Source organism: Paenibacillus borealis (assembly GCF_000758665.1).
GTDB classification, from domain to species: Bacteria; Bacillota; Bacilli; order Paenibacillales; family Paenibacillaceae; genus Paenibacillus_AQ; species Paenibacillus_AQ borealis.
Window position 1 is genome coordinate 5,097,608 of the sequence record NZ_CP009285.1, and the last position, 23,026, is coordinate 5,120,633.

Annotated in this window: 18 protein-coding genes; 6 read left to right on the top strand and 12 right to left on the bottom strand. The window is 51.8% G+C overall.

Annotation, left to right across the window (positions count from 1 at the left end):
• The first annotated feature begins 36 nt into the window (after positions 1-36).
• Positions 37-792 (top strand): PIG-L deacetylase family protein, encoded by a 756-nt coding sequence (locus PBOR_RS21585; RefSeq protein WP_042215233.1) that lies wholly within the window; start codon positions 37-39, stop codon positions 790-792.
• A gap of 100 nt (positions 793-892) precedes the next feature.
• Here PBOR_RS21585 and PBOR_RS21590 read toward each other — a convergent pair whose 3' ends face one another.
• The 3 genes from PBOR_RS21590 to PBOR_RS21600 all read right to left on the bottom strand — a co-directional run bounded on the left by PBOR_RS21590 (position 893) and on the right by PBOR_RS21600 (position 4,005).
• A complete protein-coding gene (locus PBOR_RS21590; RefSeq protein WP_052429590.1) occupies positions 893-1,705 on the bottom strand; it encodes an alpha/beta hydrolase in 813 nt (270 codons plus the stop codon).
• Positions 1,702-2,691: an ABC transporter substrate-binding protein gene (locus PBOR_RS21595; RefSeq protein WP_245647858.1), complete on the bottom strand. Its 990-nt coding sequence runs from the start codon at positions 2,689-2,691 to the stop codon at positions 1,702-1,704. Before PBOR_RS21595 ends, PBOR_RS21590 begins: the two co-directional genes overlap by 4 nt.
• Before the next feature lie 108 nt (positions 2,692-2,799).
• Entirely contained in the window at positions 2,800-4,005 is a 1,206-nt protein-coding gene (locus tag PBOR_RS21600; RefSeq protein WP_052429812.1) for an ABC transporter substrate-binding protein, read from the bottom strand.
• 312 nt (positions 4,006-4,317) lie between these two features.
• Between PBOR_RS21600 and PBOR_RS21605 the strand changes: the two genes are divergently transcribed.
• Positions 4,318-4,875, top strand: coding sequence for a helix-turn-helix domain-containing protein (locus tag PBOR_RS21605; RefSeq protein ID WP_042215238.1), 558 nt, complete (start codon positions 4,318-4,320; stop codon positions 4,873-4,875).
• A 40-nt stretch (positions 4,876-4,915) separates the two neighbouring features.
• Positions 4,916-5,557 (top strand): alanine--tRNA ligase-related protein, encoded by a 642-nt coding sequence (locus PBOR_RS21610; protein ID WP_042215239.1) that lies wholly within the window; start codon positions 4,916-4,918, stop codon positions 5,555-5,557.
• A gap of 399 nt (positions 5,558-5,956) precedes the next feature.
• Here the strand turns inward: PBOR_RS21610 and PBOR_RS21615 are convergent, their stop codons facing one another.
• Genes PBOR_RS21615 through PBOR_RS37455 form a run of 3 tightly spaced genes read right to left on the bottom strand, consistent with a single transcriptional unit; the run spans position 5,957 to position 7,739 of the window.
• Entirely contained in the window at positions 5,957-6,799 is an 843-nt protein-coding gene (locus PBOR_RS21615; protein ID WP_052429591.1) for a GNAT family N-acetyltransferase, read from the bottom strand.
• Positions 6,800-6,816: 17 nt separating this feature from the next.
• Positions 6,817-7,545, bottom strand: a complete 729-nt coding sequence (locus PBOR_RS21620) for an MBL fold metallo-hydrolase (RefSeq protein ID WP_167549562.1) — start codon at positions 7,543-7,545, stop codon at positions 6,817-6,819.
• 23 nt (positions 7,546-7,568) lie between these two features.
• A complete protein-coding gene (locus tag PBOR_RS37455; protein WP_167549563.1) occupies positions 7,569-7,739 on the bottom strand; it encodes an MBL fold metallo-hydrolase in 171 nt (56 codons plus the stop codon).
• A 182-nt stretch (positions 7,740-7,921) separates the two neighbouring features.
• Here PBOR_RS37455 and PBOR_RS21625 point away from each other — a divergent pair, with 182 nt between their 5' ends.
• Entirely contained in the window at positions 7,922-8,959 is a 1,038-nt protein-coding gene (locus PBOR_RS21625) for an asparaginase (protein ID WP_042215241.1), read from the top strand.
• Between the two features lie 160 nt (positions 8,960-9,119).
• Here PBOR_RS21625 and PBOR_RS21630 read toward each other — a convergent pair whose 3' ends face one another.
• Both PBOR_RS21630 and PBOR_RS21635 read right to left on the bottom strand, forming a co-directional pair.
• Complete coding sequence (locus PBOR_RS21630) at positions 9,120-10,523, bottom strand: sensor histidine kinase (protein WP_245647859.1); 1,404 nt, start codon at positions 10,521-10,523, stop codon at positions 9,120-9,122.
• Complete coding sequence (locus tag PBOR_RS21635) at positions 10,520-11,230, bottom strand: response regulator transcription factor (protein WP_042215242.1); 711 nt, start codon at positions 11,228-11,230, stop codon at positions 10,520-10,522. The genes PBOR_RS21630 and PBOR_RS21635 overlap by 4 nt, the downstream gene beginning before the upstream one ends.
• A gap of 158 nt (positions 11,231-11,388) precedes the next feature.
• On the opposite strand from PBOR_RS21635, the gene PBOR_RS21640 reads away from it, so the two are divergent.
• Positions 11,389-12,123 carry a hypothetical protein gene (locus PBOR_RS21640; RefSeq protein WP_042215245.1) on the top strand — a complete coding sequence of 245 codons (735 nt, stop codon included), beginning with the start codon at positions 11,389-11,391 and terminating at the stop codon, positions 12,121-12,123.
• A gap of 117 nt (positions 12,124-12,240) precedes the next feature.
• On the opposite strand, the gene PBOR_RS21645 is transcribed toward PBOR_RS21640, so the two are convergent.
• A complete protein-coding gene (locus PBOR_RS21645) occupies positions 12,241-13,353 on the bottom strand; it encodes an NADH:flavin oxidoreductase (protein WP_174479826.1) in 1,113 nt (370 codons plus the stop codon).
• 192 nt (positions 13,354-13,545) lie between these two features.
• Here PBOR_RS21645 and PBOR_RS21650 point away from each other — a divergent pair, with 192 nt between their 5' ends.
• The gene (locus PBOR_RS21650) at positions 13,546-14,142 is read left to right on the top strand and encodes a TetR/AcrR family transcriptional regulator (RefSeq protein ID WP_042215246.1); all 597 of its coding nucleotides are present in this window, start codon (positions 13,546-13,548) and stop codon (positions 14,140-14,142) included.
• Positions 14,143-14,730: 588 nt separating this feature from the next.
• Here PBOR_RS21650 and PBOR_RS21655 read toward each other — a convergent pair.
• The 3 genes from PBOR_RS21655 to PBOR_RS21665 all read right to left on the bottom strand — a co-directional run bounded on the left by PBOR_RS21655 (position 14,731) and on the right by PBOR_RS21665 (position 23,014).
• Positions 14,731-16,371: an amino acid permease gene (locus PBOR_RS21655; protein ID WP_081972139.1), complete on the bottom strand. Its 1,641-nt coding sequence runs from the start codon at positions 16,369-16,371 to the stop codon at positions 14,731-14,733.
• A 344-nt stretch (positions 16,372-16,715) separates the two neighbouring features.
• Entirely contained in the window at positions 16,716-17,408 is a 693-nt protein-coding gene (locus PBOR_RS21660; RefSeq protein ID WP_081972140.1) for a cupin domain-containing protein, read from the bottom strand.
• Between the two features lie 182 nt (positions 17,409-17,590).
• Positions 17,591-23,014, bottom strand: a complete 5,424-nt coding sequence (locus PBOR_RS21665) for a diguanylate cyclase (protein ID WP_042215248.1) — start codon at positions 23,012-23,014, stop codon at positions 17,591-17,593.
• Positions 23,015-23,026 lie beyond the last annotated feature (12 nt).

Genomic DNA, 23,026 nt, shown 5'->3' on the forward strand with positions numbered 1-23,026 from the left:
GCCTAATTTATTTCATACTGAGGAGCGATTTTGAACATGGATATATCTACTATGGCGGCGCTGATGTCCCCGCCCGATCTTTCTGCCTGCCGCACCCTATTATGCATTCAGCCCCATCCGGACGATAATGAAGTGGGCATCGGCGGGACAATCGCCTCTTTGGCGGAGCGGGGCTGCGAGATTCATTATTTGACCGTGACGAACGGGGATCTTGGTGCGGTGGACGAGCATATGTCTTCTGCCGAGATTGCAGCCGTCCGCGCACGTGAGCTGGAAGCCGCAGGGCGGTCGCTGGGCGCCACGGTGTTCCATCAGCTGGCCCACGGCGACGGCACCCTGGAGCACATTCCGGCACTGGCAGAAGAGATTGCCGGGATCATCCGTACCGTGAAGCCGGATGTTATCCTCTGTCCTGATCCGTGGCTGACCTACGAGGCGCATTATGATCATATTGTTACCGGCAGAGCCGCAGCCCAGGCCTTCCTGTCGTCCGGACTTCCGCTGTATCCCAGAGGGACAAGCACCCGCCCCTGGCAGCCGAAGGCGATTGGTTTCTACTTCACCTCGGAGCCTAATACAGTAATTGACATCACCGACCACTTCGAGCGGAAGTTCGCCGCCCTGGCCCTGCACAGCAGCCAATTCAGTGAGGAGACTCTGGCGATGTACCGGATCTATTTCCGTGAGAAAGGCCGCCAGCTCGCTGAAGGTAAGGGTTTCGAGCTTGGAGAAGGTCTGAAGGTGCTGTCCCCGCTGCATCTGCACTGCTTCGTGGATGCCCGGCTGATCTAAAGTGTATTAACGTAAAGAAGAGCAGCACTCCTCACCTTAACGGGAGATGTGCTGCTCTTCTTTACGTGGAATCTATGATCTTTACGCTTGTTCTAAGACCTCATTCCTTCTCCAGGGCGAATCTCAGCAGACGGCTGAGTGCCGCAGGCAGTACGCTGACATGGCTCTCACCGGCGAATTCGTTAAGACTCGTCTGCAAGCCATGCTCCGCCAGCGGGGCCAGCAGTCCGGGAAGCTTCGCAGCATCCTCGACCATATGCTCCAGCTCTTCGGCTCCGATCGTAATCATCAGCTTGCGCTGCAGGTTCATAGCCGGGTAAGCCGCTGCGAACTGCTCCAGTTCTGAATACAGGGCATAATCATTCCACCAGACAGACGGACTGCCAGCCGCATAATGAGTAACAAGCTCCGGACGGTTGAACAGCGCATGGAGTACAAACAGGCCGCCGAGCGAGTGGCCGAACAGCGCCTGGCGCCGGGTGTCCACAGGAAAGAGGCCCGAGACCAGCGGCATAATCTCCTTCTGCAGCGTGTCGAGGAAGCTGTCGGCCCCTCCGCTCTCCGGCCACTGGCTGCCATCCGGCCGTTTCGGCAGCTGCTCCTCCTCAGCCGGCATGGTGAAATCATAGCAGCGGCGCTTCATGTCAAAGGGTTCTCCGGACGGATACCCTATGCCCACGACCACTACAGGATCGTAGCCATGCGGCTTACGGGTCTGAAGCCGGGCTGATTCTGCCAGGGTATGGAATACGGCATGGCCGTCCAGAGCGTAGATGACCGGATACCCTTCCGGCGGGGCTTCTCCGGACGGATGCGAGATCAGAATCCGGTACTCCAGGCGGCGTGCTCCGGCATAAATCACATGCTCCTCACAGCCAAGATGCGGATAGCTCAGTTCTCTTGTTGTACTCATGGCACGATGATCTCCAGTACATCGTCAATGACATTGCTGTAGGCAACAATACCCCCGCCCAGCCAGTAACGGTCATCCACATCATAGACCCTGCCGGCCTGGACGGCAGGGATGCTTTTCCAGAGTGCACTCTCAGTCAGTTCCTTATAGAAGGTCTCCCCGGTATTAGCTGTATCGTTAGCCAGGAAGATATAATCGGCATCAATCTGCGGCAATACTTCCAGCGACAAATCCACGCTGTTCTCGGCAGCAACAAGATCGCTCTTGGTAATTCCCAGCTCTTCAGCCAGTACAAACCCGCCGTAAACTCCGCCCATCAGGAACATGCCCCGTGAATTGAACCGGATAACAAGCGCCTTCTTGCCTTGGATATGCGGAGCCAGAGCTGTCTTGGCTTCCTCCACCTTCTTGCGGTAATCTGCAAGGCCTTTCGCCGCTTCCTCCTGCTTGCCGAGCAGCTCTCCAAGTTTAGTTACGGAGCTGTCCAGGTCACCTGCAGCCTGCTGGAAGACATAGGTCGGGGCAATCTTGGAGTACTGTTCGTAGACCCCATTCTCTGCATAGTAGGAGTTATGCAGCACTATGAAATCCGGCTGCAGTGACATAACCACTTCTGGTGAAGGCAGCTGGCCATTGGTGAAATCAACCAATGGAACATCACCTAGCTGATCCTGCAGGTATCCTTGCCCCTGCCCTTTATTGGACCATTGACCGACCGGCTTGACACCGAGCACAACTAGAGAGTCTTCCATATATGGCGCAAATACTTTGGTTGGAGCAGCGTTCAGTGTAACCTCATGTCCCAATTCATCCTGAACAACCAGCGGATAGGCCTGTGCTGCCGGCGCTTCTGTAGCTTCCGGCTCCTCTTCGGGAGACGGTGATGGAGTTGCCGCCGCGGCGTTTACCTGAGCTGCTCCATTCCGGGCCCCATTGTCAGCCGCTGAATTGTTCCCGCAGCCTGCCAGCAGCATAATTACTAGCATTAGCGGTAACAATGCCGGGATTGCTAGCTTCTTTCTGTTTCTTGAACTTACCTTGTGCTCTTGCATGTGTTCTCTCCCCCTAGTGATAATCATTCTCATTACTAGGGATTATAGAGGATAAACTGAAGGGTAACCATGGACAACATCCTGCTCCGGGCTTGGACTATTTCCTGTAAACAGCAGCACTGCCTCCTCCAGCATCCGGTCCAGGGCAACCGCAGAGTACTCGAACCAGGGATCTGAGGGCAGCAAATCTACCTTCCCCGCCTGAACCGCTGTAAGGCTGCGCCAGCTGCCGCTGTGCTGCAGAGACAGCCAGTGCCTTCTGGTAGCGAAATCGGGGCAGATGATCAGCATGATCCGCTGCGGATTCAATAAGCTGATTTCCGCAAGCGAAATCGGCTCATTATACACCGCATCCGAACCTGTATATGCCGGCTTCAGCGCGAGGTCGCCAAAGACCACATCACGTATCCCCCTGTTGCAGTAAGCATGCAGATGATCTTCGTACAGGCGGAGCACCATACAGCTCTCCTCACCCGCCACTGCGGCCACCTGCTCCCTGGCATAGCGGGCTCTACCGCCATAACGCTGCATCCACTGGCTGTACTGCCCCTCTCTTCCCAGAAAAGCAGCGATTGCCCGGAGCTGAACATCCCAGCGGTCCTGCTCCCCGGGAATGAAGAGGTTCTGGCTGTTGCGCAGCAGATGCTCTTCCCACTGCGTATCCCAGGCATCATGGCCGATAATCGCATCGGTTCTGGACTTAATCAGCTTGTCCCGCTCCAGCTCCGAGTCCATCAGGTCCACCCGCAGATGTGTCTCAATCAGGTCATAATATTTGTTGAAATAATAAGAAGTCCATTTGGCATCCAGCGGCGCAGCCACCGGGATGATGTCCAGGGCCAGCAGTTGTCCGATAGCAGCTGCTGAACAGGCGGCAACCCGCCGTTTATGTTGACGGATGAACGACGAAGGAGGGACTCCGGTTTCCTTTTTGAATTTGCGGCTGAAATAGAATTCATCGCTGTAGCCGACTTTTTGAGCGATCTCACGGAGCAGATAATCCGACTCCTGCAGGTACTGCTTCGCTCTGCTGATTCTCAGTCCGGTCAGATAGTCCATGGTACTCTGTCCGAACGTTTTTTTGAACAATTCGCCAAAATACTTCGGCCGCAGTCCGGCCATGCCTGCCAGCTGATTAAGGGTCAGCGGTTCATGATAATGCTCCGCTATGTATTCGCGGATGATGGTCAGGTCCATCCGTTCACTGCCAGGCTGCAGACTGCCCTCCAGCAGTTGTTCCCGCTCCATTCGTATTCCTCCGCTCTTATATACTGTCTTATTGTAATGCAGACCGCAGCAGGTGCGGCCGCTGCAGAATATCAGCCATATAGCGATAATGATAATCATTATCTGTGAAAAACTCAATAAAAAAGAACGCCAACCGGTGCTCTTCACTGGATTGATGACAAAATTCAATAAAGTTCCAGACTGAAAAATAAAGTGTTTGATTTACAAGGCTTCATTAAGCTAACGGGCAGTTTAGCGTAACTAAAGTCCTATTCGATTTGTATTTCATAGTGTTATTTTTGTATAATATACTAAACGCAAGGGGGTTATTTCTTGGATGCTATTCATATCAGGATAGGACACAACTTGCAACGTGTGAGAAAGCAAAGGCAGTTAAGCTTAGATAAAGTGGCAAATTTAACTGGGGTCAGCAAAGGTATGCTACATCAAATTGAGCGAGGGGACACACAGCCAACAGTGACCACCGTTTGGAAAATTGCAACGGGACTTAATATTTCTTTTTCATCCCTAATTAAAGACGACAAACCTACAATATCAATCGTTAATCGAAAAGAAGTACCAGATATAACGGAGGATAACGGTAATTTTCTAGTCTATTTATTATTTCCATTCCATCCGCAAACTCAAATTGAAATTTTCACGATTGTATTAAAACCTAAAGGGAATTATGTTTCCACACCCCACAATGAGGGTGTCCAAGAGTACATTACTGTTGTTACAGGGGAATTTAAAATCATGGTTAGGGATGACGAGTATACCCTTCCTACAGGAGGCGCTATTCGGTTTGCAGGAAACGTTACACACAAATATATAAATGACACGGATGAAGATGTCATCCTACAAGTTGTCATGCATTATCCTGAATCGTAAAACTGGGATGTAATTCATGATGTGATAAGGAAGTGCTGATATGGTTGAAAAAGTATTTTGGGCAACCCCATACTTAACAAAACTAGATACTCGCATAGCCAGTGTAAATGGCAATGACATTACAGTGGAACGAACCATCTTTTATGCTTTCTCTGGTGGACAAGAAAGTGATACAGGATTGATTGGCGGATATTCCGTACATCAAGCAAAGAAAGATGGTCATGATATCATTTATACAGTTGAAGAAGGGCATGATTTAAAAGTTGGTGATCAAGTGACGATGGCCATAGATTGGGATCGTCGTTACAGACTTATGAGACTTCATTTTGCTGCGGAGGTTGTATTAGAATTAGCTTATAAACATTTGAAAAGTATCGAGAAAATAGGCGCTCATATCGCTCAAGATAAAGCCCGAATAGATTTCGTGTGGCACGAGAACATTTCAAAATCATTTCCTTTGATCGAGAAAGAATCTCGTGAGATCATTGTGGCAAACCTCGACATCATTAGTGATTTCAGTGACGAAGGAAACGGAAGAAGATATTGGGAAGTTAAAGGTTTTTCAAAGGTTTCCTGCGGTGGAACTCACTTGAAGAAAACAGGCGAAGTTGGCGAAATTAAGTTGAAGCGTAACAATATTGGGCGAGGGAAAGAAAGAATCGAAATCTATGTAAGTGAATAAAGCATTCATTTTCGAAAGCAGGTGAATAACTTGACAGTGCCACCATTGCTGAATGGAGCAAGTGTTTTGATTTATACAGCAAACGAACATTGCAATAATTACGGATATGTTGTGTACCCAGTCAGATTCTGAACAATATCGATTAGCGGTTAACGTATTGGATGCCTTCATTGATTTTTTACGGAGAAGTCATTCAGCTAACGGGAAACGTTAGTTAAAAACAACAGCGGCAGTCTAAAAGTCTTAGATGCCGCTGCTTCTTTTGATTGACCGGTTTAAACCTTATTTTCAAAAGCTAACGATTCATCCGCTCAAAAACCGCGATAAATCAGTAACTCCGTCTAGTCTAATCCTTTCTTCTCACCAAACAATTGACAAGTTATTCTGCGTATCTGTTATTCACTCGGCCAAACGGTAATAGGGGATGGTCAGTGACGGCTTGAAGCCCAGCTTCTGAGCCAGTTGGTAAGATCCCTCATTCTCCAGACGGCAGCCCCACACCGGCTCCAGACCATGCTCCAGGCAGTAATCAATTAATGCAGAACATACCGAGAAGGCAAACCGCTTCCCCCGGTGGCCCGCTGCCGATTCAATCCCAATCTCCAGCTGCTCCTCCGTACGGTAAGCCGAGAACGCACTCGAGGCATTCTCCCCTTCCCAGAGCAGGGTGTATCCTGCGCCTGTATTCAGGAAGTGTTCTGCATCCCGCCAGAAATACCGTGGAATCACGGCGCCGGATTGCCCGTCAAACAACTCGCCGGTCATCTGTACAATCTCTGCATCATGCCGGAACCACTGTTCCTTCGCACTATGGTAGACTTCCGGGTCAAAGGTGAAATTCACTCTGGTATTGGTGTATATTCTCCGTTTATCAGCCGTTTCAGGATCGGGCTCTGCCGCATTCAGCAGTGCGTTATACTCAGTAATCATAGACTCAATCAGCGGAGACCAGCCTCCTGCCGGATCACCCTGCAGCCATTCCGGAGAATGCCTGTCCCCTGTCTTGTTAGTAATATAATCATATAAGCTCCGGTTAAACGCCTCATTGCCCGAATCCCCATAGACCAGCGACATCCCGTAATCATGTGCCACATAAAAGGTACGGGGGGTCTGCAGAGAGTCCACATAAACATTGCCCGTAGTTTGCCCCTTGAGTACAGCTTCAGCAAACAAGGTGTTGATCTTCACTTGACTTAACAGCGGCAGAGCCAGGGCATAGTCCCGGCTATCCAGCTTCAGCATAATGTTCTCCTCTTTTCTCAGGAATGATTATATGTATCGTACAGCCAGCGGAAATTCCACTCAAAGATATGAGAGCCCTCCCATGTATCAAACGGTGCCGGAATTCCCTTTGCGAGCCAGAAATCTGCGCTCTCCCCGCTCCGGGCAGCCGCTGCAGCATAGGCCTGAATTTCTTGAAGATAATTTAACATTTCAGCGATGCTCTCACGTCCGGCAACACCTCCATGTCCGGGGATCAGCCGGGTGAATTCAATCTCGCGGCCGATCCGCTCCACAATTACGGCCCATGCTTCAGGGAAGCCATGCAGCATAGCCGGATGGGATTTGTTCAGCACCAGATCCCCTGCTATCAGCACCTGAACATCAGCAATGTATACCATGGTGTCGCTGACGGTATGGCCGCCGCCGTATGTAAACAGCTGTATGGACCTTCCGGACCCGTGAATATTCAGCGTATCCTTGAACGTCACCGCTGCCGTCACTCTGCGGATCGAAGGTGTTGCCTCCAGCAAAGCCTGCTTCTCCGTTATTTCATATCCCAGGGCTTCACGTACACGGGGTTCTGCAGCAGAACTACGAACCTCCTGCAGCGCTGCAATCTGCTTCTGCAGACCTCCCTGCCATTCCCCAAGCTCTGGCGGACCATTCATTGTCAACACTTCACGGGTAAGCTCCGAGGAAATGATGACACAGTCGGCAAACTCCATATTCCCGTAATGATGATCCCCGTGATAGTGGGTATTCACTATGTATTTGACCGGTTTCCCCGTCAGCTGCTCAGCCGTTCCCGCAGAAGTCCCGCTGCCCCGGGCAGGCTGAAGGTATCCACCACTACTGTGAACTCCCCAAGATCTATAATGGACGCATTGCCTACCGCTCCCCGGCCCGGAATAACAATCGCTGCCCACACTCCCTGTGCTACTTCCTCTACCGTGAACATACATATCCTCCCATTTATATTTTTACTTATTATACCTTAATATGGCATGCACTTATTGACTAATTATTTGCAGGGAAAAACAGGAGTAAAAACAGATCATTGTCCCCGGAATTCCTATGTTATAATACATTCAATGTATTTCTGCTACCTTCATTCTGATTTGAACTGAAAGGAAACGATCTATGATTATTCCAGCACCAGAAGTGAATTTTACTGCTTCCCCATTTTATAATCCCAGTCTCAAAAATGTAGTTATTCTTGCCACCGGCGGCACTATTGCCGGCAGCGGCGAAGCGCATAAAACCTTGAACTATGAACCCGGCGCCCTGCCCGTGCAGGATCTGCTTGATAGCGTGCCCCATCTGGAACGCCTTGCCAATTGTGCCGGCGTGCAGGTCAGCAATCTGTGCAGTGCAGATATCACCAGCGAACACTGGCTTACACTCGCTGCTTACATCAACACGCTCGCCCTCCGGGAGGATGTGCACGGCTTCGTAATTACCCACGGCACCGACACTCTGGATGAGACCTCCTATTTCCTCAACCTGGTGATCAAGACCGATAAACCGGTGATTATTACCGGCTCCATGCGTCCGGCGACGGCGATCAGTGCGGACGGACCGCTGAATCTGTATCAGTCCGTTGCACTGGCGGCCAATCCGGATGCGTCCGGACAGGGTGTGATGGTTGTCTTCGCCGAAGGCATCTACAGCGGACGGGATGTGCAGAAGGTGAACACCTTCAAGGCCAACGCTTTCGATGAGCGTGATTTCGGCTGCCTGGGCTACATGCGCGACAGTCATGCCTTCTTCTATACCCGCACCCTCAAAAGGCATACGACTGCAGCACAGTTCGATGTATCGGCCATGACGGAGCTGCCTGAAGTATCCGTTGCCTACTTCCATGTCGATGCCGATCCCGGTATTCTGGATTATCTCGCGACGATCTCCAAGGGCATTGTGATCGCCGGAGCAGGCGGAGGCATCTACAGCAAACCGTGGATTGATAAAGTAGGCGAGCTTAAGAACAATAACATCCCTGTGGTCCGCTGCTCGCGGATTTCAAGCGGAATCACGCTCAAGGACTCCTACATCGATCTGTCCGCCAATTCTATTCCCTGCAACAGTCTGGTGCCGCAAAAAGCAAGAATTCTGCTCTCCCTGGCGCTGACCCAAACCACCGGCTACGACGAAATTGCCGCAATGTTCAACGAATATTAACATTAGATATCACTCTAAGGGGGTGTCCCGTAAGCCTTATAATGGCTTCCGGGACACCCTCTTTTTTGAGCAGGATCAACGTGTACACTTGAGTGAACGCTACGCGAACGGACCATTGTTAGTTTATTTGCTCGCCAATAATCTTTTGAGATCGCCCCTGTCAGCCTGCTGCGGACGGAAATTCAAAGGTAAGGATGGCACCGCCTTCCGGGCAGTTCCGGGCGGTAATGCTTCCGCCGCAGCGTTCCACAATGGCGCGCGCGATGGCCAGACCCAGCCCGGAATCACCATTTTTACCTTTGACGAACCTGTGAAATAGACTAGGCAGCAGCTCCTGCGGAATGCCGGGACCGTCATCCGAAACTTTTAAAGTAATCAGGCCCTTGCTTACATAGCCATGGATATCAATCCTCCTGTCCGCATAACGTGCAGCATTGGATAAGACGTTCAGCAGTGCCTGCAGCAGCTTATCGCGGTCAGCCCTCAGTATTAGCCCGCTGTCTGCGGAGATCTCAGTGTGCAGCGACAGCTTTCTTACAGTAAGCAGCGGATTGACCCGCTCTACCGCCTCGGTGAGAAGCTCTGCCAGATCGCATTCCACCGCCCGGAATATATCCTCCTCACTGTCCAGCTTGGCCAGCAGCGTCATTTCGCCCACCAGGTCCCTTAGCCGTCCGCTTTCACCGAGGATAATATCCAGACCTTTACGGATATCTTCACCTTCAAAAATCCCGTCCCTGATGCCCTCCGCATAACCGGATATCGACATCAGCGGAGATTTCAGCTCATGCGAGGCATTCTGGAAGAACTGCTTCTGTACCCGGTTGAACCTGTGCAATTCACCGGCCATTTCGTATACGGTCTGGGCTACAGAACCGATCTCCCCTCCTGCCCGGATCAGATTCACCTCGGCAAACCGGCGGTTTTTCACTTTTTTGAGTTCCTCACGCAGGCTGATGAGCGGATCAATCAGCTTCCTCGTAATAAACAGGCTGAACAGGAGCATCACGGCTGCACCAGCGGCAAAAACAAGAATCAGCCGTTTGAGCAATGCCTGCTCGATGGCTTTGATTCTGCTGACAGGGGTCAGCAGGGTCAGTTTGCCTTGGGGCAGCGCATTTACCTGCACAAGATAGCGCGGGTCGTTGCCGTCCCATAAGTTCTGCAGGCTGCCCGCCTCTACAGCCGCCATGCCGGTAACAGCCTCCGCTTGTACGGGTGCTGCCGGAAGGGTTCCCGACACCACATTCCCCTGCTGATCCGTCACAATAGCCTGTACTCCGCTTGAAAGCGTAGCATAGGAAACCGGAAACAATTCACTTTCTTCCATAGGGACTGCACGAGTTGCCGTGACCGGCTGCTGCTCTATGCTGGCTGTCAGCGTAGCTCCCAGCGTCCGCAGTCCCTCCTGCTCCTTGCCGATGAAATGGTCCATCAGTACATAATGGATCATCACTCCGGTGATGGACAGGACAAACAGCAGAGACAACACAAAGGCCACATTAATCTGGTGCACCAGCTTCAGCTGCTTCAGCTGCACGTTAAGCTTCATCAGTATACTCATCCTTCCTGCCCTTCTCTCATCCGGTAGCCGTGTCCCCAGACCGATTCCAGCGGCAATCCGTCGATTTTTTTGCGGATGCGTTTGATCAGATGGTCCACTGCGCGGTCACTGCCGAAATAATCATCACCCCAGACCTGGCCCAACAGTTCCTCCCGCGTAAATGCCCGGTTCGGATGTCCGGCAAACACCTTCAGCATCAGGAATTCCTTACTTGTCAGCTCCACCTCTGATCCGTGCCAGAAGGCTCTTCTTTCTTCCGGCAGCAGCAGCAGCCCGCCCAGCCCTATCCCTGGAGGGAAAGGCAGAGGTGCAGCAGCGGGCAGAGGCTGCTGAAGCCGTTCCCACCTCTCCAGCTGCCGTTTGATCCGGGCTACCAGCTCACGGGGACTAAACGGCTTGACCAGATAATCGTCGCTGCCCAGCTCAAGGCCCAGTATTTTATCAACTTCATTATCTTTGGCTGAGATCATAATGATCGGCACCTCTGCTTCATCACGGATGCGCCTGCATAGCTCATACCCGTCCATCCCCGGAAGCATGATATCGAGCACCCACATGCCTGGAGGATCGTTGGTCCACAGCTCCCAGGCCTCTTCGGCACTTCCCAGGCCAATGGTGCGGAAATTCTCCTTATGTAAATAAGCCTCTACCAAATTGCGTATATTCTCATCATCGTCTACAACGGCAATGACCGTTTGCTTGTTCATCCGGAACCCTCCACAGTTTTGTCTGCTCCATTATAACAAGCTGCCGGTGGCGGCAGGGCTCTGCCATTGTTTTTCCACAAATCCACCAATTTCCTGCCACAGTAGAACGCTATATTGAGAGCTGTAAGACAAACCACCTATATGAGGAGTGTTAATTCATGAACCGTTTATTCTTAAGACCAATCGCCCTGTCCGCCCTGCTGCTGTCCAGTATCGCAACCCCCGTATTCGCCAATGCAGACCGCACTCCGCCACAGGCACAGACTGCCGCTGTCACCTTAAGCGCTGCCTCCGCACCTGTGCAAGGAAGTATCCTGATTGCTCCGCTTTATCCTGACTTAATAGCCCTGGCGGAAAGCTATGCACCGGAAACAGTTCAAGACTGGACCGATACACTCAGCAAATACAGTAAAGCTGCCCGCGTTAATGTTAAGGTTCTTAATCTTGAACCTGCAGGAGAAGTTACCGCTACAGCTGTGCAAGTAGCCACACCTGTAGTCTTGACAGCAGCCATTCCGTCCATTGCCGGTTCTGTGCCGGCAGCCACTCTTCCGGCCTCCGCAGTTGAACTGAAAGAGATCACCCAAATTGCCGGTGCAGGCGGAACATTTACTAACTCCGTAGCGGGAATTTCCGCTCCAGCCGTTGCAGATAACACCGTATTCGCAGTCCCTGGCAGCCTCTCATCCGCCGGACTCACAGGTTCCGTAGCCATAACAGCAGCTGCAGCTCCGGCTCTGCTGCCAATGACAGAAGACAACGGTTTCTTCAAGGCACAGGCTGCACTGGCTGAAGCCGTTGAATCCAAAGATGCCGCTGCGGTCAAGCAGTCACTGGCCGGACTGCTGAAACAGTACAAGGAGCTCACAAGAAAGCTAGAAGAGGCAAAGTAAGCACGGTATAGCGCAGCTATACCAGCGGAGATATATTAATCAGAAACAGCCGGATTGTCCGTTTAAGGACAATCCGGCTGTTCTTGTGTTATTGGCGAGAGATCATTTCCTAATCACTCAGATGAGATTTGCTACCGATTCAGGTGTAAACGCCTGAAGCTCACTCAGCCGTCCGTCACGGATTTTGACTGCCCAGGCAGGGTCTCCGAGAAGCGCCCGTCCCACTGCCACCAGATCAAATTCGTTGTTGTTCAGCCGCTCCACAAGTCCCGGAAGTCCCGGATGATCCTGTCCTTCCCCTTCGGATGGATCACTGTCCATGCCAACCGATCCGACAGTAATGGTTGTCTTGCCTGTCAGCTTCTTCACCCAACCGGCAAAGCTAAGGTCTGAGCCGGCAAACTCGGGTTCCCAGAAACGGCGTACCGAGCAGTGGAAGATATCTACTCCGGCGTCCACCAGCACGTTCAGCAGGTCCTTCAGCTGTTCAGGAGTATCCGCCAGCCTGGCAGTGTAATCGCCCATTTTCCACTGGGACAGACGCATGGCAACGGGATAATCCGGACCTACGACAGCACGGACCGCTTCGACTACCTGAACCGCAAACCGGGCACGCTTTACCAGATCACCGCCGTAGCGGTCAGTCCGCTGATTCGTCTTCGCCCAGAAGAACTGGTCTATCAGAAAGCCATGGGCTCCGTGAAGCTCAATGCCGTCGAAGCCGGCTTCTTTGGCATGAAGTGCTGCAGAGGCATAAGCCTGAATAACATCCGCTATTTCCTCTTCAGTCATCGGCTCTCCTGCCTTGTTACCCTCCAGATCCAATCCTGAAGGACCGATTGACGGGGCTTCCGGGTTAGGCTGGGAACCATTCGGCCGGATCATACCCATATGCACGATTTGCGGGAAAATCCTGCCCCCTGCTTCATGCACCTGTCTGACCACTTCAGCCCAGCCGTTCAATGCTGCTTCACTATAAAGCTTAGGTAAACCGGGCTCACTGGTTGCTGACGGATGGTCAATTATGGCACCTTCGGTTATCACAAGACCGACACCGTTCTCGGCACGGCGACGGTAATAAGCGGCTACATCCGGTCCCGGCACACCTTCAGGCGAGAAGGCACGGGCCATCGGCGACATGACAATTCGTGTCGGCAGGGTCAATTGATGTATAGTATAAGGCTGAAACAAGGCTTGTACGGAATGATTGTTGTTCTGCAGATGAGTCATGCAGCGCACCTCCAATATGATTTTGGTTCCCCGATTGATGGGGTACGATTGCAATATTAGCAATGCGCCCAACCTCATTCAACCAACAATCCGCGCCTTCTGTTGCTTAAACGAAATGAAAAATGATATTGTTGGTTATTAAGAGTTCAAAACGTTAAATCATTAGTTTGCAGAAAGGAGCATGGATAGAGGATGCCCAGTATTCTTTCACCGAACCCGAACGACCCGCGCGTCATCCGGACACGCCAGTTAATTCTGGACTCATTCGCCGAGCAGTTAAATACTATGGACTTCAATGCAATCACCATACAGGATATCACGAGAAAAGCTACGATTAACCGGGCCACATTCTATGCTCATTTCCCTGACAAATACGCACTGCTCGAATCTTTTCTGTCAGATGCTTTCACGGAGCTTGTCCTCCGCAAAATCGATGACCAGGCAACCCTGACGGAGGAAACACTTCATACGCTGGTTGCCGCTCTTTGCGATTACCATGAATCAAGCCATCACTGCCTGAAGAAATATGATTCTCTGGCGCTGATTATTGAAGAGAATATTAAGATGCAGCTGGAGCAGCTGCTGAAAAGACTTCTAAGCGGGGCAAACAGCACTGCAGATAACCGCACACTGCAAACGGCTGCTACTCTGTTAAGCTGGTCCATCTACGGAGTAACCTACCGCTGGAATAAGGAAGGACGGCATGAATCTCCTTCTGCCCTGGCCGGCAGATTAGTACCTTTGATGAACAACGGAGTCTCCTTGTTAACTGCCGCTGGCGGAGAGTGAGAAGCTGATTTCGCTCAAAACCTTCTGATGGTTCTCCCCCGCCCGGCAGGCAGCACATTCTTTCCAGCCTCAGGCAGAGTCAACATAAGAAGCGGAAACGGCTACGCCGTCCTTTAAAGGATGGTGCGTTTCAGCGAGAAATAGAAGGATAAGTTATCAGGCAAAGCATATAAATTCTTATATTTGAACAAAATCACCCTAAAGGGTGAATCAAGCAGGGCTTATGCGATCTGTGCAGCTTATGCAGATTTACGGCCACTTCACACTGCTCCATTCAGACTACTTCTTGAGTAGTCCAGGTGTGAAATCAAGTACACTAATTTTGCTCTTCATATCCTCCTTTTGGCAACATTTATTGAAATTAGAGGGATTTATCCCTTTGATTTCTGCATACTGCTGACTTCTGGAGGATTCAGTGGATCCCTGATTCAAGAACAAGTTCTTCCTTCAGTCGGAAACGGATCTGCTCCAATTTCCAATGAAAAGTATCCAGGGCTTTATGCACGTTTTATCCACAACAGACGAATATCATAATTTCCAACATAAACAAAAAGGAGCGCAGCCTTTCTGCGCTCCTCACCTCCACCACTACTTTCGCTTCCGCTTCTTCTGCTTGCCTCCAGACTTTTTCCGGCCTTGGCTGGAATGCTTATTGCCCTTCGCAGGGTGATTATGACGTTCTTCCGATCGTCCCTGATGACCCTCTGTCAATTCCTCCGCAGCCTCCATCTGTGCTCTGGCTCCGGGTACCTTGACCTGCAGGGAAGGCTGCGGCCTTCCACCGGCTTCTCTCCTCTTGCGCAGTGCCCCCACCGCATAAATGCCCGAGAACAGCAGAACAAACATAATTCCCGCTGCCAGACCTCCGCCCTGTCCGGGAATGAGCGGCATGCTGGCAAGAATGGCTACCAGGCTCCCCATGGCAATCCAAGAGCTGTAGGGATAGCCGCGTAATCCGCGCTGTCCGGTGAACGGTCCCCCATTGCGCTGGCGCAGCCTGTAATGGCTGGCCATGATAATGAAATAGGAGAACAGCAGCGCGAAGCCGCCGGAGCTGACCAGAAACAAGTAGACTCCCTGCGGCAAAAGCAAGCCAAGCCCCAGACCGGCCAGCATTGCGCTGCCGGAGATGATTATACCGCGGTATGGAATATCCGAGCGGTCCCGCATCCAGCCCGGAGTATGTCCCTCCTCCGCCAATGAGCGGAGCATCCGGCCGAGGCCGAATACTGAGGCTAGCATCGTAGACAAAATAGCGGAAACCAGGACGATATTCATCACCGTCCCGGTCCAGCCGAGCCCATACAGGCTGAGCGCAGACACAAACGGACTGATTTGTTCGGAGACCAGAGCCCGGGGCAGCAGCAGAAACAGTGCGGCCATCGCAGCCAGATAGAGGCTGACCAGGAGCAGGATTGTCCGCCGGATCGCTCTTGGAACAGTGACTCCGGGATTACCTGTTTCCGAGGCAGCCAGGCCCAGCACTTCAAATCCAGCATATGTAAACATCACCATGAGCATGCTGCCCGCGATACCGGCAATCCCCCCGGGGAAAAAGCTCTGGCTGCGCACCACATTAATTCCTGCGGCTCCTGCCCCCCTGCTTCCGATACCCGCTACAATAGCCACCGCGATCACAATAAAAGCTACAATGGCCAGCAGCTTGAAGGCTGCCAATCCGCTCTCAAGCTTCCCCAGCCGTTCTGCCCCGAGCAGATTCAGCAGCGTTACCAGAATGATGATTCCCGTGCCGGCCAGCGCCAGCGGCAGAGCAGGGAACCAGCCCTGCAGCAGAATGGATACTGCTGTTGCTTCACTGGACATCGCAAGCACGAGGCCTGTCCAGTATACCCAGCCGACTGTAAATCCCGCTCCCCGGCCAAACGCCTGCTCGGTATACGTGCGGAACGAGCCCGGTGCCGGATTCGCCACTGTCATTTCCGACAGGGCGGACAGGATCAGATAGACCAGGACACCTCCGATTACATAGGCCAGCAGCACAGACGGTCCTGCCGCCCGGATCGCCACGGAAGACCCCAGGAAGAATGAACCGCCGACCACTGTCCCCAGCGCCAGCATCGTCAGCTGCCATACGGATAACCCCTTTTTCCCCGGATGCCCGGTCTCACGCAGTTTCTGTATCTTCTCCAGCTTGTCCAGCTTCTCCAGTTTCGCCAGCTTCTCCAGCTTCTCACGCTTCACCTGATTGCCTTGCTTCCCTTCCTCCATAATCCTGCCTCCCGGTTTGAGATAACAGAAGTATCTGCATTTTCCGGGGAAATTAGCCAAACTGCCTCGGTCAACAATGATGAACCTGTTGGCAGCCGTGTGTCTTGCATAGCCAAAAGAGTCTGACTTATTCATGCTTGCGGACCCGGTGCCGTTATCGCAATGGCAAAAAGGGACTTCCAGCTCTTACGGACACAGGTGACCTTATCACTTGAAATCCTCCTGCTCCAGGCCTGAATCCGCGGGAATAACGGCCCTCAGGTCCGCAAGCTTCAAAAACCAGCTGATTTCGACTGAATAAGGCCTTCTGTGTCCGCAACTGCCGTTTAAATCATCTGCAGCACCTAGCGGCGCGGATACATCGGGTATGGATAAAATGCCGCCGCAGGCTGCTGGGCTGTGTATGAAGGCATTCCCTTGGCGGCTTTGCCCGTGTTCATACCTTCCGTCATACCGTTATAAGGCATCGCCTGTGCATTGGGATGAACGCCATTCTCTGCGGCACCGGAAACCACACATCCCGGAGGAGGTCCAAGAATCACCGATTCCTTCAGCGGGGCAACCGCCTTGGCATAGTCCTCTTCATTGATACAATAGGCCCGCTGGATCACCTCTTTGGGAATCGCACGCAGGAAGTCTGACCCGAACACAATATCAGGCGTAGGCGCATCGAAGATGGTCAGGAAATGGACCTGGTCACTCTCGGCCAGAATCCAGTGGAACCAGCCCTTGGGGAAGATGGACACCTGTCCGGGCTTCAGATGATAGGTCATCAGCTTCTGGGTGAACGGATCGAACACTGAGGTAATCAGCTCGCCGCTGATGACGAACACCATCTCCGTCACATTCGTGTGCCAGTGCGGCTGAACAATAAACCCCTTGCTCATATGCGCATTGAAGAACCCGTTCCGGATCGCCGGAAGCTGCTCGCCAAAAAGCTGTGTAATATAATTATTGGCATCCCTTTTATAGTTAAGTACCTGGTTTGAATCGGCTGCGAGCTTCACGTCCGGGGCCTGCAATACTGGATCCAGCATATTAATGTTCCTCCTATAAGCTTAAGTTTGGTAAGCCCAGGCTCAGCTGGGCATTCGTCCAGATACTGTATGCCGGGGAGGAACATTTTGACACCGCAGCCTGAGCCTTGAATCCGATAATAAAAAAGCCGGCCCAGGCGGCCATTTCTTGGCACACCGGGTCAGCCTCTGATTACACTCCCTTATCTCTCGAACAGCGTGACACAATTGCGGCCTTCCGCTTTGGACTGATACAGTGCGTCGTCACCCAGCTTATAGATATCCTCCTCGCGGAGTCCGTCTACAAGAACGGCTGCTACGCCGATGGATACGGTAATTCTTCCGTATTCCGGGCTAAGATCATGCTGAATCCGCAGCTCCGCGATGCCTCTTCTGACCGCTTCGGCATATTCCCGCGACTGCTGGGGGGTGAACCCGGTCACGACTATGCCGAACTCCTCTCCGCCCAGCCGGAACGCGACACCGTCCGCCCGTTCAGCCAGATTTTTCAGCAGCTGGCCGACTCTCCGTAATACGGTATCTCCCTCGTAATGGCCGTAGGTATCGTTGTACTTTTTGAAATAGTCAATATCGAGCATCAGGTAGGTCAAATGCCGTTTGTCTGCAGCTGCCTTGTCTACCTCGTCCAGGAACAGCTTATTGAAGTATCTGCGGTTATACAGTCCTGTCAGTTCGTCGGTAATCGAGATTTGCTCGATCAGACCGATATATTTGTTCAATTCCTCGTTGTTAAACTCCAATTCCTTGGTCCGTTCCACCACGAGCTCCTCCAGATGCTCCTTATGCCGCCGCAGCTCTTCTTCCGCCTTCTTGCGCTCGGTAATATCCTTGACCGTTCCCTGAATGGCCGGTTTGTCCATATACATAATCCGGACCACCTTATGGATCACGATGACTTCACGGGCCTTGTCTTTGTGAACCAGCTTGGTCTCATATTCATCAGGTACCTGCTTGCCTTCAACCCTTCTGGAATAATAGTGCATCACCTTCGCCTTCTCGGAGGGGCTGATGAAGTTCTCGAAGGGCTGATCCAGCATCTCGTCCATCTCATACCCCAGCATCTGCGCCAGGGCCTCATTGACGTATGTGCACCGCTTATCCTGGGTAATAAAAACTCCGTCCTGCAGATTGTTCACCAATTCACGGTACTTCTCTTCCGAACGCTCCAGCTCTGTATAGAGGCTGGCATTCTCAAGCGAGAACACCATTTCCCTGGATAATAGATTGATGATCCTCATCCGTTCCTTGGTGAACACACCGGTAACCAGATTATTCTCCAGATAAATGATGGCAATCGTCTTATTCTGGTTGATCAGCGGCATACAGACCATCGATTTCGGCTGATGCTTCACAATATAAGGATCGTTCACAAACGGCGTCTCCGAAAAAGCATCATTGTAGATTAAGCTCTCCCGGCTCTCTTCCACCTGTCTGATAATTGAGACCGGCAGATTATCCAGCCGTGACGACTCATGAACAGCCACTGAGATTCTGTCAACATCGGCTTTATATTCACCCTCCACCAGAAGATTCGCCTGGGAGGTCATCAGAATGCAGCCCCGCTGGGCTCCGGCATTCTTGATGACTATTTCCATGAGCGCTTCCAGCAGATTGTTCAGCTCGATTTCCTTGGAGATCGCCTGGGAGGCCAGGATCATTGAGTTCAGGTCGATGCTCTCGGTGTAGTCCGTAACCGTCCGGCCATGCAGGAATTCCTTCGTATTAATTTTTTTGACAATGGAAGAGTAGCGGTCGTTAATGAATTTAATCTTCTCTTTGGCCCCCCAGACCGAATAATAGTACACGGATTGTCTGAGCAAATAAGCGGCGAACTCATTGAATTCCTTGTGATAATAGAACCGGGCGGCCAGCTCATTGCTGAGTGCCTTATACCGTACAAAGCTTCCCTGCTCACTGGTCTCTATCGCCAAATCATAATAGTGGCTTGCCTGGTTGTCGTTCCCCGCGATTCTCGCCCATTCGGCCTTCATCAGATATTCATGCTGGCGGAAGGTTCCCGGCGCATTCCTGGCCCATTTACGGACCCTCCCGTACTCTTTGCGCATTCTGGACTTGGCTTTACGTTTGCCGTTCACACCTAAATCCTTATAGGCATAAGCCAGATTCAGGAAAGTATACAGGGCGAATTCCTCCATAAAAGCAGAACCGGCAAGCGTTCCGATAATCGGGTAAGCCTTCTCGATATACTCCAGCGCTTCATGATGCTTCTCATAGGTGAACAGCAGCTTCATTTTATATATATAATAGATGGCAATTCCCGAATAATACCGTGCTTCTTCCAGCTGGCTCAAATAGGCCACTTCATTAAATGACTCACTGTTGAAGGAAATCGGGTCCGGCAGCTCGCCTGCAAGACTGCGGAAATACTGCCGGGCCAGCTGCGCTGTGGCAAGCGATTCCTTATACTTCGTATTCTCAATCATAGAGATCGTACGGGTGCTCTCCTGAAGCGTGGTCGCAATGTCCATCGACGGGTTCCAGAGATTCACATAGAACGCGGAATGGGCGAGATAGAGCAGATCCCCGGTCCGCAGACTGGCTTCAATCGAGGTGCCGAACCAGTCCTGTAAGGTATCCCAGGGCTCGGTCCAGGAATGGCTGAACAGCGTATATAGCACATGCGCCGCGCCTTTCCACTGCAAGTCATTGAACTTGTCATTAATTCTGATGCCCAGCCGCCCGAATTCAAATGCCCCCTTGGTATCACCGAAGCCGGACAAGAGCATCGCATATCCGATAAAAGCAAGTGCCGACTCAGGGGAATTGCCGTATTTCAGGGTCAGGCCGACCTTTTTGAGGACGACCAGACCAAACAGCGAAGTCTCACCTGAAATAAAAGATGGCGGGATAAAATTAATCAGCAGCCGCATAACCAGCTTCATTTCCGGATCTTTCATTTCCGGGGACGCAAAAATTCCTTCCGGTGTTCTTCCCCGCAGCGATGCCTTGATCACCAGCAGCTCCTTCAGTACAGAGGCCATTCCCACCTTAGCTGGAATCCGGATTCCCATCGCTTGTAATCCTTGTCTGCCTGCAGCGATCGATTCCGGCATCATCCCCAGATACATATAATGGTTGGCCTGCATTTCGTAAATTTCCGCGAGTGCGATTCGGTCTGTAGTATGTTTCTGCAACAGGGTACAGGCCTGATCCGCCTGCTCTACATGGTGGGTAAGATAGCCGCATTCCGCATACAATCTGTAGATCTCCGCAGTCTGCTCCCTATCCGCCTGCCAAGAATTCTCCGGCAGCAGCGTAATTGCCGCCTCTAGCAGGATGAACGCCGAATCATACCCGTAACCCGCCTTGGCTTTCTGCGCTGCACGCAGATTAAGGGCGATCACATCCTCAATTTCGGAGTGTTCGCTTATGAATTCAAGGCCTTTATTCATATGGGCCGCAATATCTATAATTCTTTCTTCGGCATCCCGGTTGCCAAGATTCTTCAACAAAAGCCGTCCAATGCTGAGATGCAGCTTCTTTGCCCGTTCAGCGTCAAGCATCTGATAGAAGGCCTGCTGAATCCGGTCATGGGCAAATTTCAGCCGGACTCCCATTTGTAACGGTTCCGCCCCTGCTTCACTCAGCGTACCGGAGAAAATGGCATATTTGTGGTCCGCAGGGAGAATATACTCCTCCTGTACCGCCCGGCCAATAGCAGCAGCAATTACCTCCAGCGTTTCTTCACCAATCAGTGTCAGCATGCCATAATCGAACACATTGCCGATGGCTGAGCTTAACATTAAGATACTCCGGACATCCGCCGGCAGATGCTGCAGCTGACCCATCAGGAAATCAACGACATTCTCATTAACCGGCAGCTCCTCAATCCGTTCCAGCTCCCATTTCCATTCCCCGCCCTGCTTGTCGAAAACAAAATACCCGCGCTTATGCAGATCCTTTAGAATCTCCGTCAGGAAAAAGGAATTACCCTTGGAGCGCTTGAAGATCAGCCCGGTAAGCTGCTGCACCCGCTCCTCGCTGCTGTAGAGCGTATCAGCGATAAGGCTTTGCACATCCGCCTCATTCAGAGGCTGCAGGTGGATACGTCCAACCTCCCGGCTTTTCTCTATTTTGGTGATTGAGGCAAACAGAGGGTGCCCTTCATATATTTCATTCTGCCGGTAGGAACAGATCACAAACAGCCTCTGCAGATGGTTGTCCAGCACCAGCTTCTCCACCAGCTGCAGGCTGGAGTAATCCGCCCACTGGACATCGTCCAGGAACAGTACAAGCGGTTTGTCGTTATGGGTAATTCCTTCCACAAACTTGGCAAAGGTCAGGAAGAACCGGTTCGTCTCCTCGGCAGGATTCAGCGGCTCTACCTCGGGCTGAACACCGATCCAGGCGGCAAGCTCAGGGATTAACCCGGTAATCACACTCCCGTTTCCAGCCAGCGCCTTGTTCAGCGAACGGCCGATATAACTCTTGTAATCCTTATCCGGGCTCTCCAGCAGCTGGCTGATCAATCTGCGGAAAGCCTGGATCAGCGCGCTGTAAGGTATGTTCTTGTTATACTGGTCGAACTTCCCTTCCGCGAACAGCCCCTTCTCCTGGCTGATAGTCTGGTGCAGCTCATGGACCAGTGCCGTTTTGCCTACACCTGCGTCACCGGATACCAGCATCAGCTGCGAACTCGCTTTGAGGCTGCTGCGGAAAGCATTCTCCAGGCGGGACAGCTCCTGCTGTCTGCCGACAATCTTTTGCGGAATGCGGAAGGTATTCAGCAGGTCCTCAGTACCAATCACGAAATCCTCATGTCCGACCAGACATTTCTTCAAATCGGCCTTAATTCCGTGAGCGCTGCGGTACCTGTCCTCCGAAGACTTCTCCATAAGCTTCATAATAATAGCCGACAAAGCGCTGGATACCCGGCCCCCGCTTGCCTTATAGGGAGGAACCGCCTCCTTGGCAATAATGGAGTAGATCTGCTCAAGCATCTCCTGTGAATTATAGGGCTTAATGCCGGTCATCATCTCGTAGAGCACGACGCCCAGCGAATAATAATCACTCCGGTAATCAATATTGCGGTTCATCCGTCCGGTCTGTTCAGGTGAGATATACAGCAGGCTCCCTTCCAGCACTCCGCTGTTCTGGAACTCCCGTTTCTCCTTGGACAGCTTCACGGCGAGATCGAAATCAATCACCTGGACAATATCCTGTTCCCGGTTCCAGATAATGTTGGACGGCTTGATATCCTTATGGATCACATTCTGCTCATGAATGGAAGCCAGAATATCCACAACCTTGATTGCCAGATTCAGCAGCGCCTCCTGCCCGGGCTTCTCTTCCGCCAGCACCTTCTTGAGCGAACGGCCGTGGATATCCTCCAGCACCATGATGTACAGGCCATTCCGCTCTTCCAGCTTCAGGGGCCGGATGACCCCCTCCGCACTATGGCTAAGCTCTGTAAGCAGCTTATATTCCTGCTTGAAGCGGATGACTGCTTCGGTTCCGGTAAATTCCGATTTCAACACTTTTAGAATGACTGTTGCTCCGGTTGAAGCTTCGCTGCACCTGTAAACCGCTTTTATATTATTATCTGAAATGGTTTCCAGTATCTGATAGTTGTCGTTAACAATCATTCCTACTCCACC

Excerpts from the sequence above, each read along its gene's own strand:
- PBOR_RS21585 (WP_042215233.1), top strand. The coding sequence starts at position 37 with ATGGATATATCTACTATGGCGGCGCTGATGTCCCCGCCCGATCTTTCT.
- PBOR_RS21590 (WP_052429590.1), bottom strand. The coding sequence starts at position 1,705 with ATGAGTACAACAAGAGAACTGAGCTATCCGCATCTTGGCTGTGAGGAG.
- PBOR_RS21595 (WP_245647858.1), bottom strand. The coding sequence starts at position 2,691 with ATGCTAGTAATTATGCTGCTGGCAGGCTGCGGGAACAATTCAGCGGCT.
- PBOR_RS21600 (WP_052429812.1), bottom strand. The coding sequence starts at position 4,005 with ATGGAGCGGGAACAACTGCTGGAGGGCAGTCTGCAGCCTGGCAGTGAA.
- PBOR_RS21610 (WP_042215239.1), top strand. The coding sequence starts at position 4,916 with ATGGTTGAAAAAGTATTTTGGGCAACCCCATACTTAACAAAACTAGAT.
- PBOR_RS21615 (WP_052429591.1), bottom strand. The coding sequence starts at position 6,799 with ATGCTGAAGCTGGATAGCCGGGACTATGCCCTGGCTCTGCCGCTGTTA.
- PBOR_RS37455 (WP_167549563.1), bottom strand. The coding sequence starts at position 7,739 with ATGTTCACGGTAGAGGAAGTAGCACAGGGAGTGTGGGCAGCGATTGTT.
- PBOR_RS21625 (WP_042215241.1), top strand. The coding sequence starts at position 7,922 with ATGATTATTCCAGCACCAGAAGTGAATTTTACTGCTTCCCCATTTTAT.
- PBOR_RS21630 (WP_245647859.1), bottom strand. The coding sequence starts at position 10,523 with ATGAGTATACTGATGAAGCTTAACGTGCAGCTGAAGCAGCTGAAGCTG.
- PBOR_RS21635 (WP_042215242.1), bottom strand. The coding sequence starts at position 11,230 with ATGAACAAGCAAACGGTCATTGCCGTTGTAGACGATGATGAGAATATA.
- PBOR_RS21640 (WP_042215245.1), top strand. The coding sequence starts at position 11,389 with ATGAACCGTTTATTCTTAAGACCAATCGCCCTGTCCGCCCTGCTGCTG.
- PBOR_RS21645 (WP_174479826.1), bottom strand. The coding sequence starts at position 13,353 with ATGACTCATCTGCAGAACAACAATCATTCCGTACAAGCCTTGTTTCAG.
- PBOR_RS21650 (WP_042215246.1), top strand. The coding sequence starts at position 13,546 with ATGCCCAGTATTCTTTCACCGAACCCGAACGACCCGCGCGTCATCCGG.
- PBOR_RS21655 (WP_081972139.1), bottom strand. The coding sequence starts at position 16,371 with ATGGAGGAAGGGAAGCAAGGCAATCAGGTGAAGCGTGAGAAGCTGGAG.
- PBOR_RS21660 (WP_081972140.1), bottom strand. The coding sequence starts at position 17,408 with ATGCTGGATCCAGTATTGCAGGCCCCGGACGTGAAGCTCGCAGCCGAT.
- PBOR_RS21665 (WP_042215248.1), bottom strand. The coding sequence starts at position 23,014 with ATGATTGTTAACGACAACTATCAGATACTGGAAACCATTTCAGATAAT.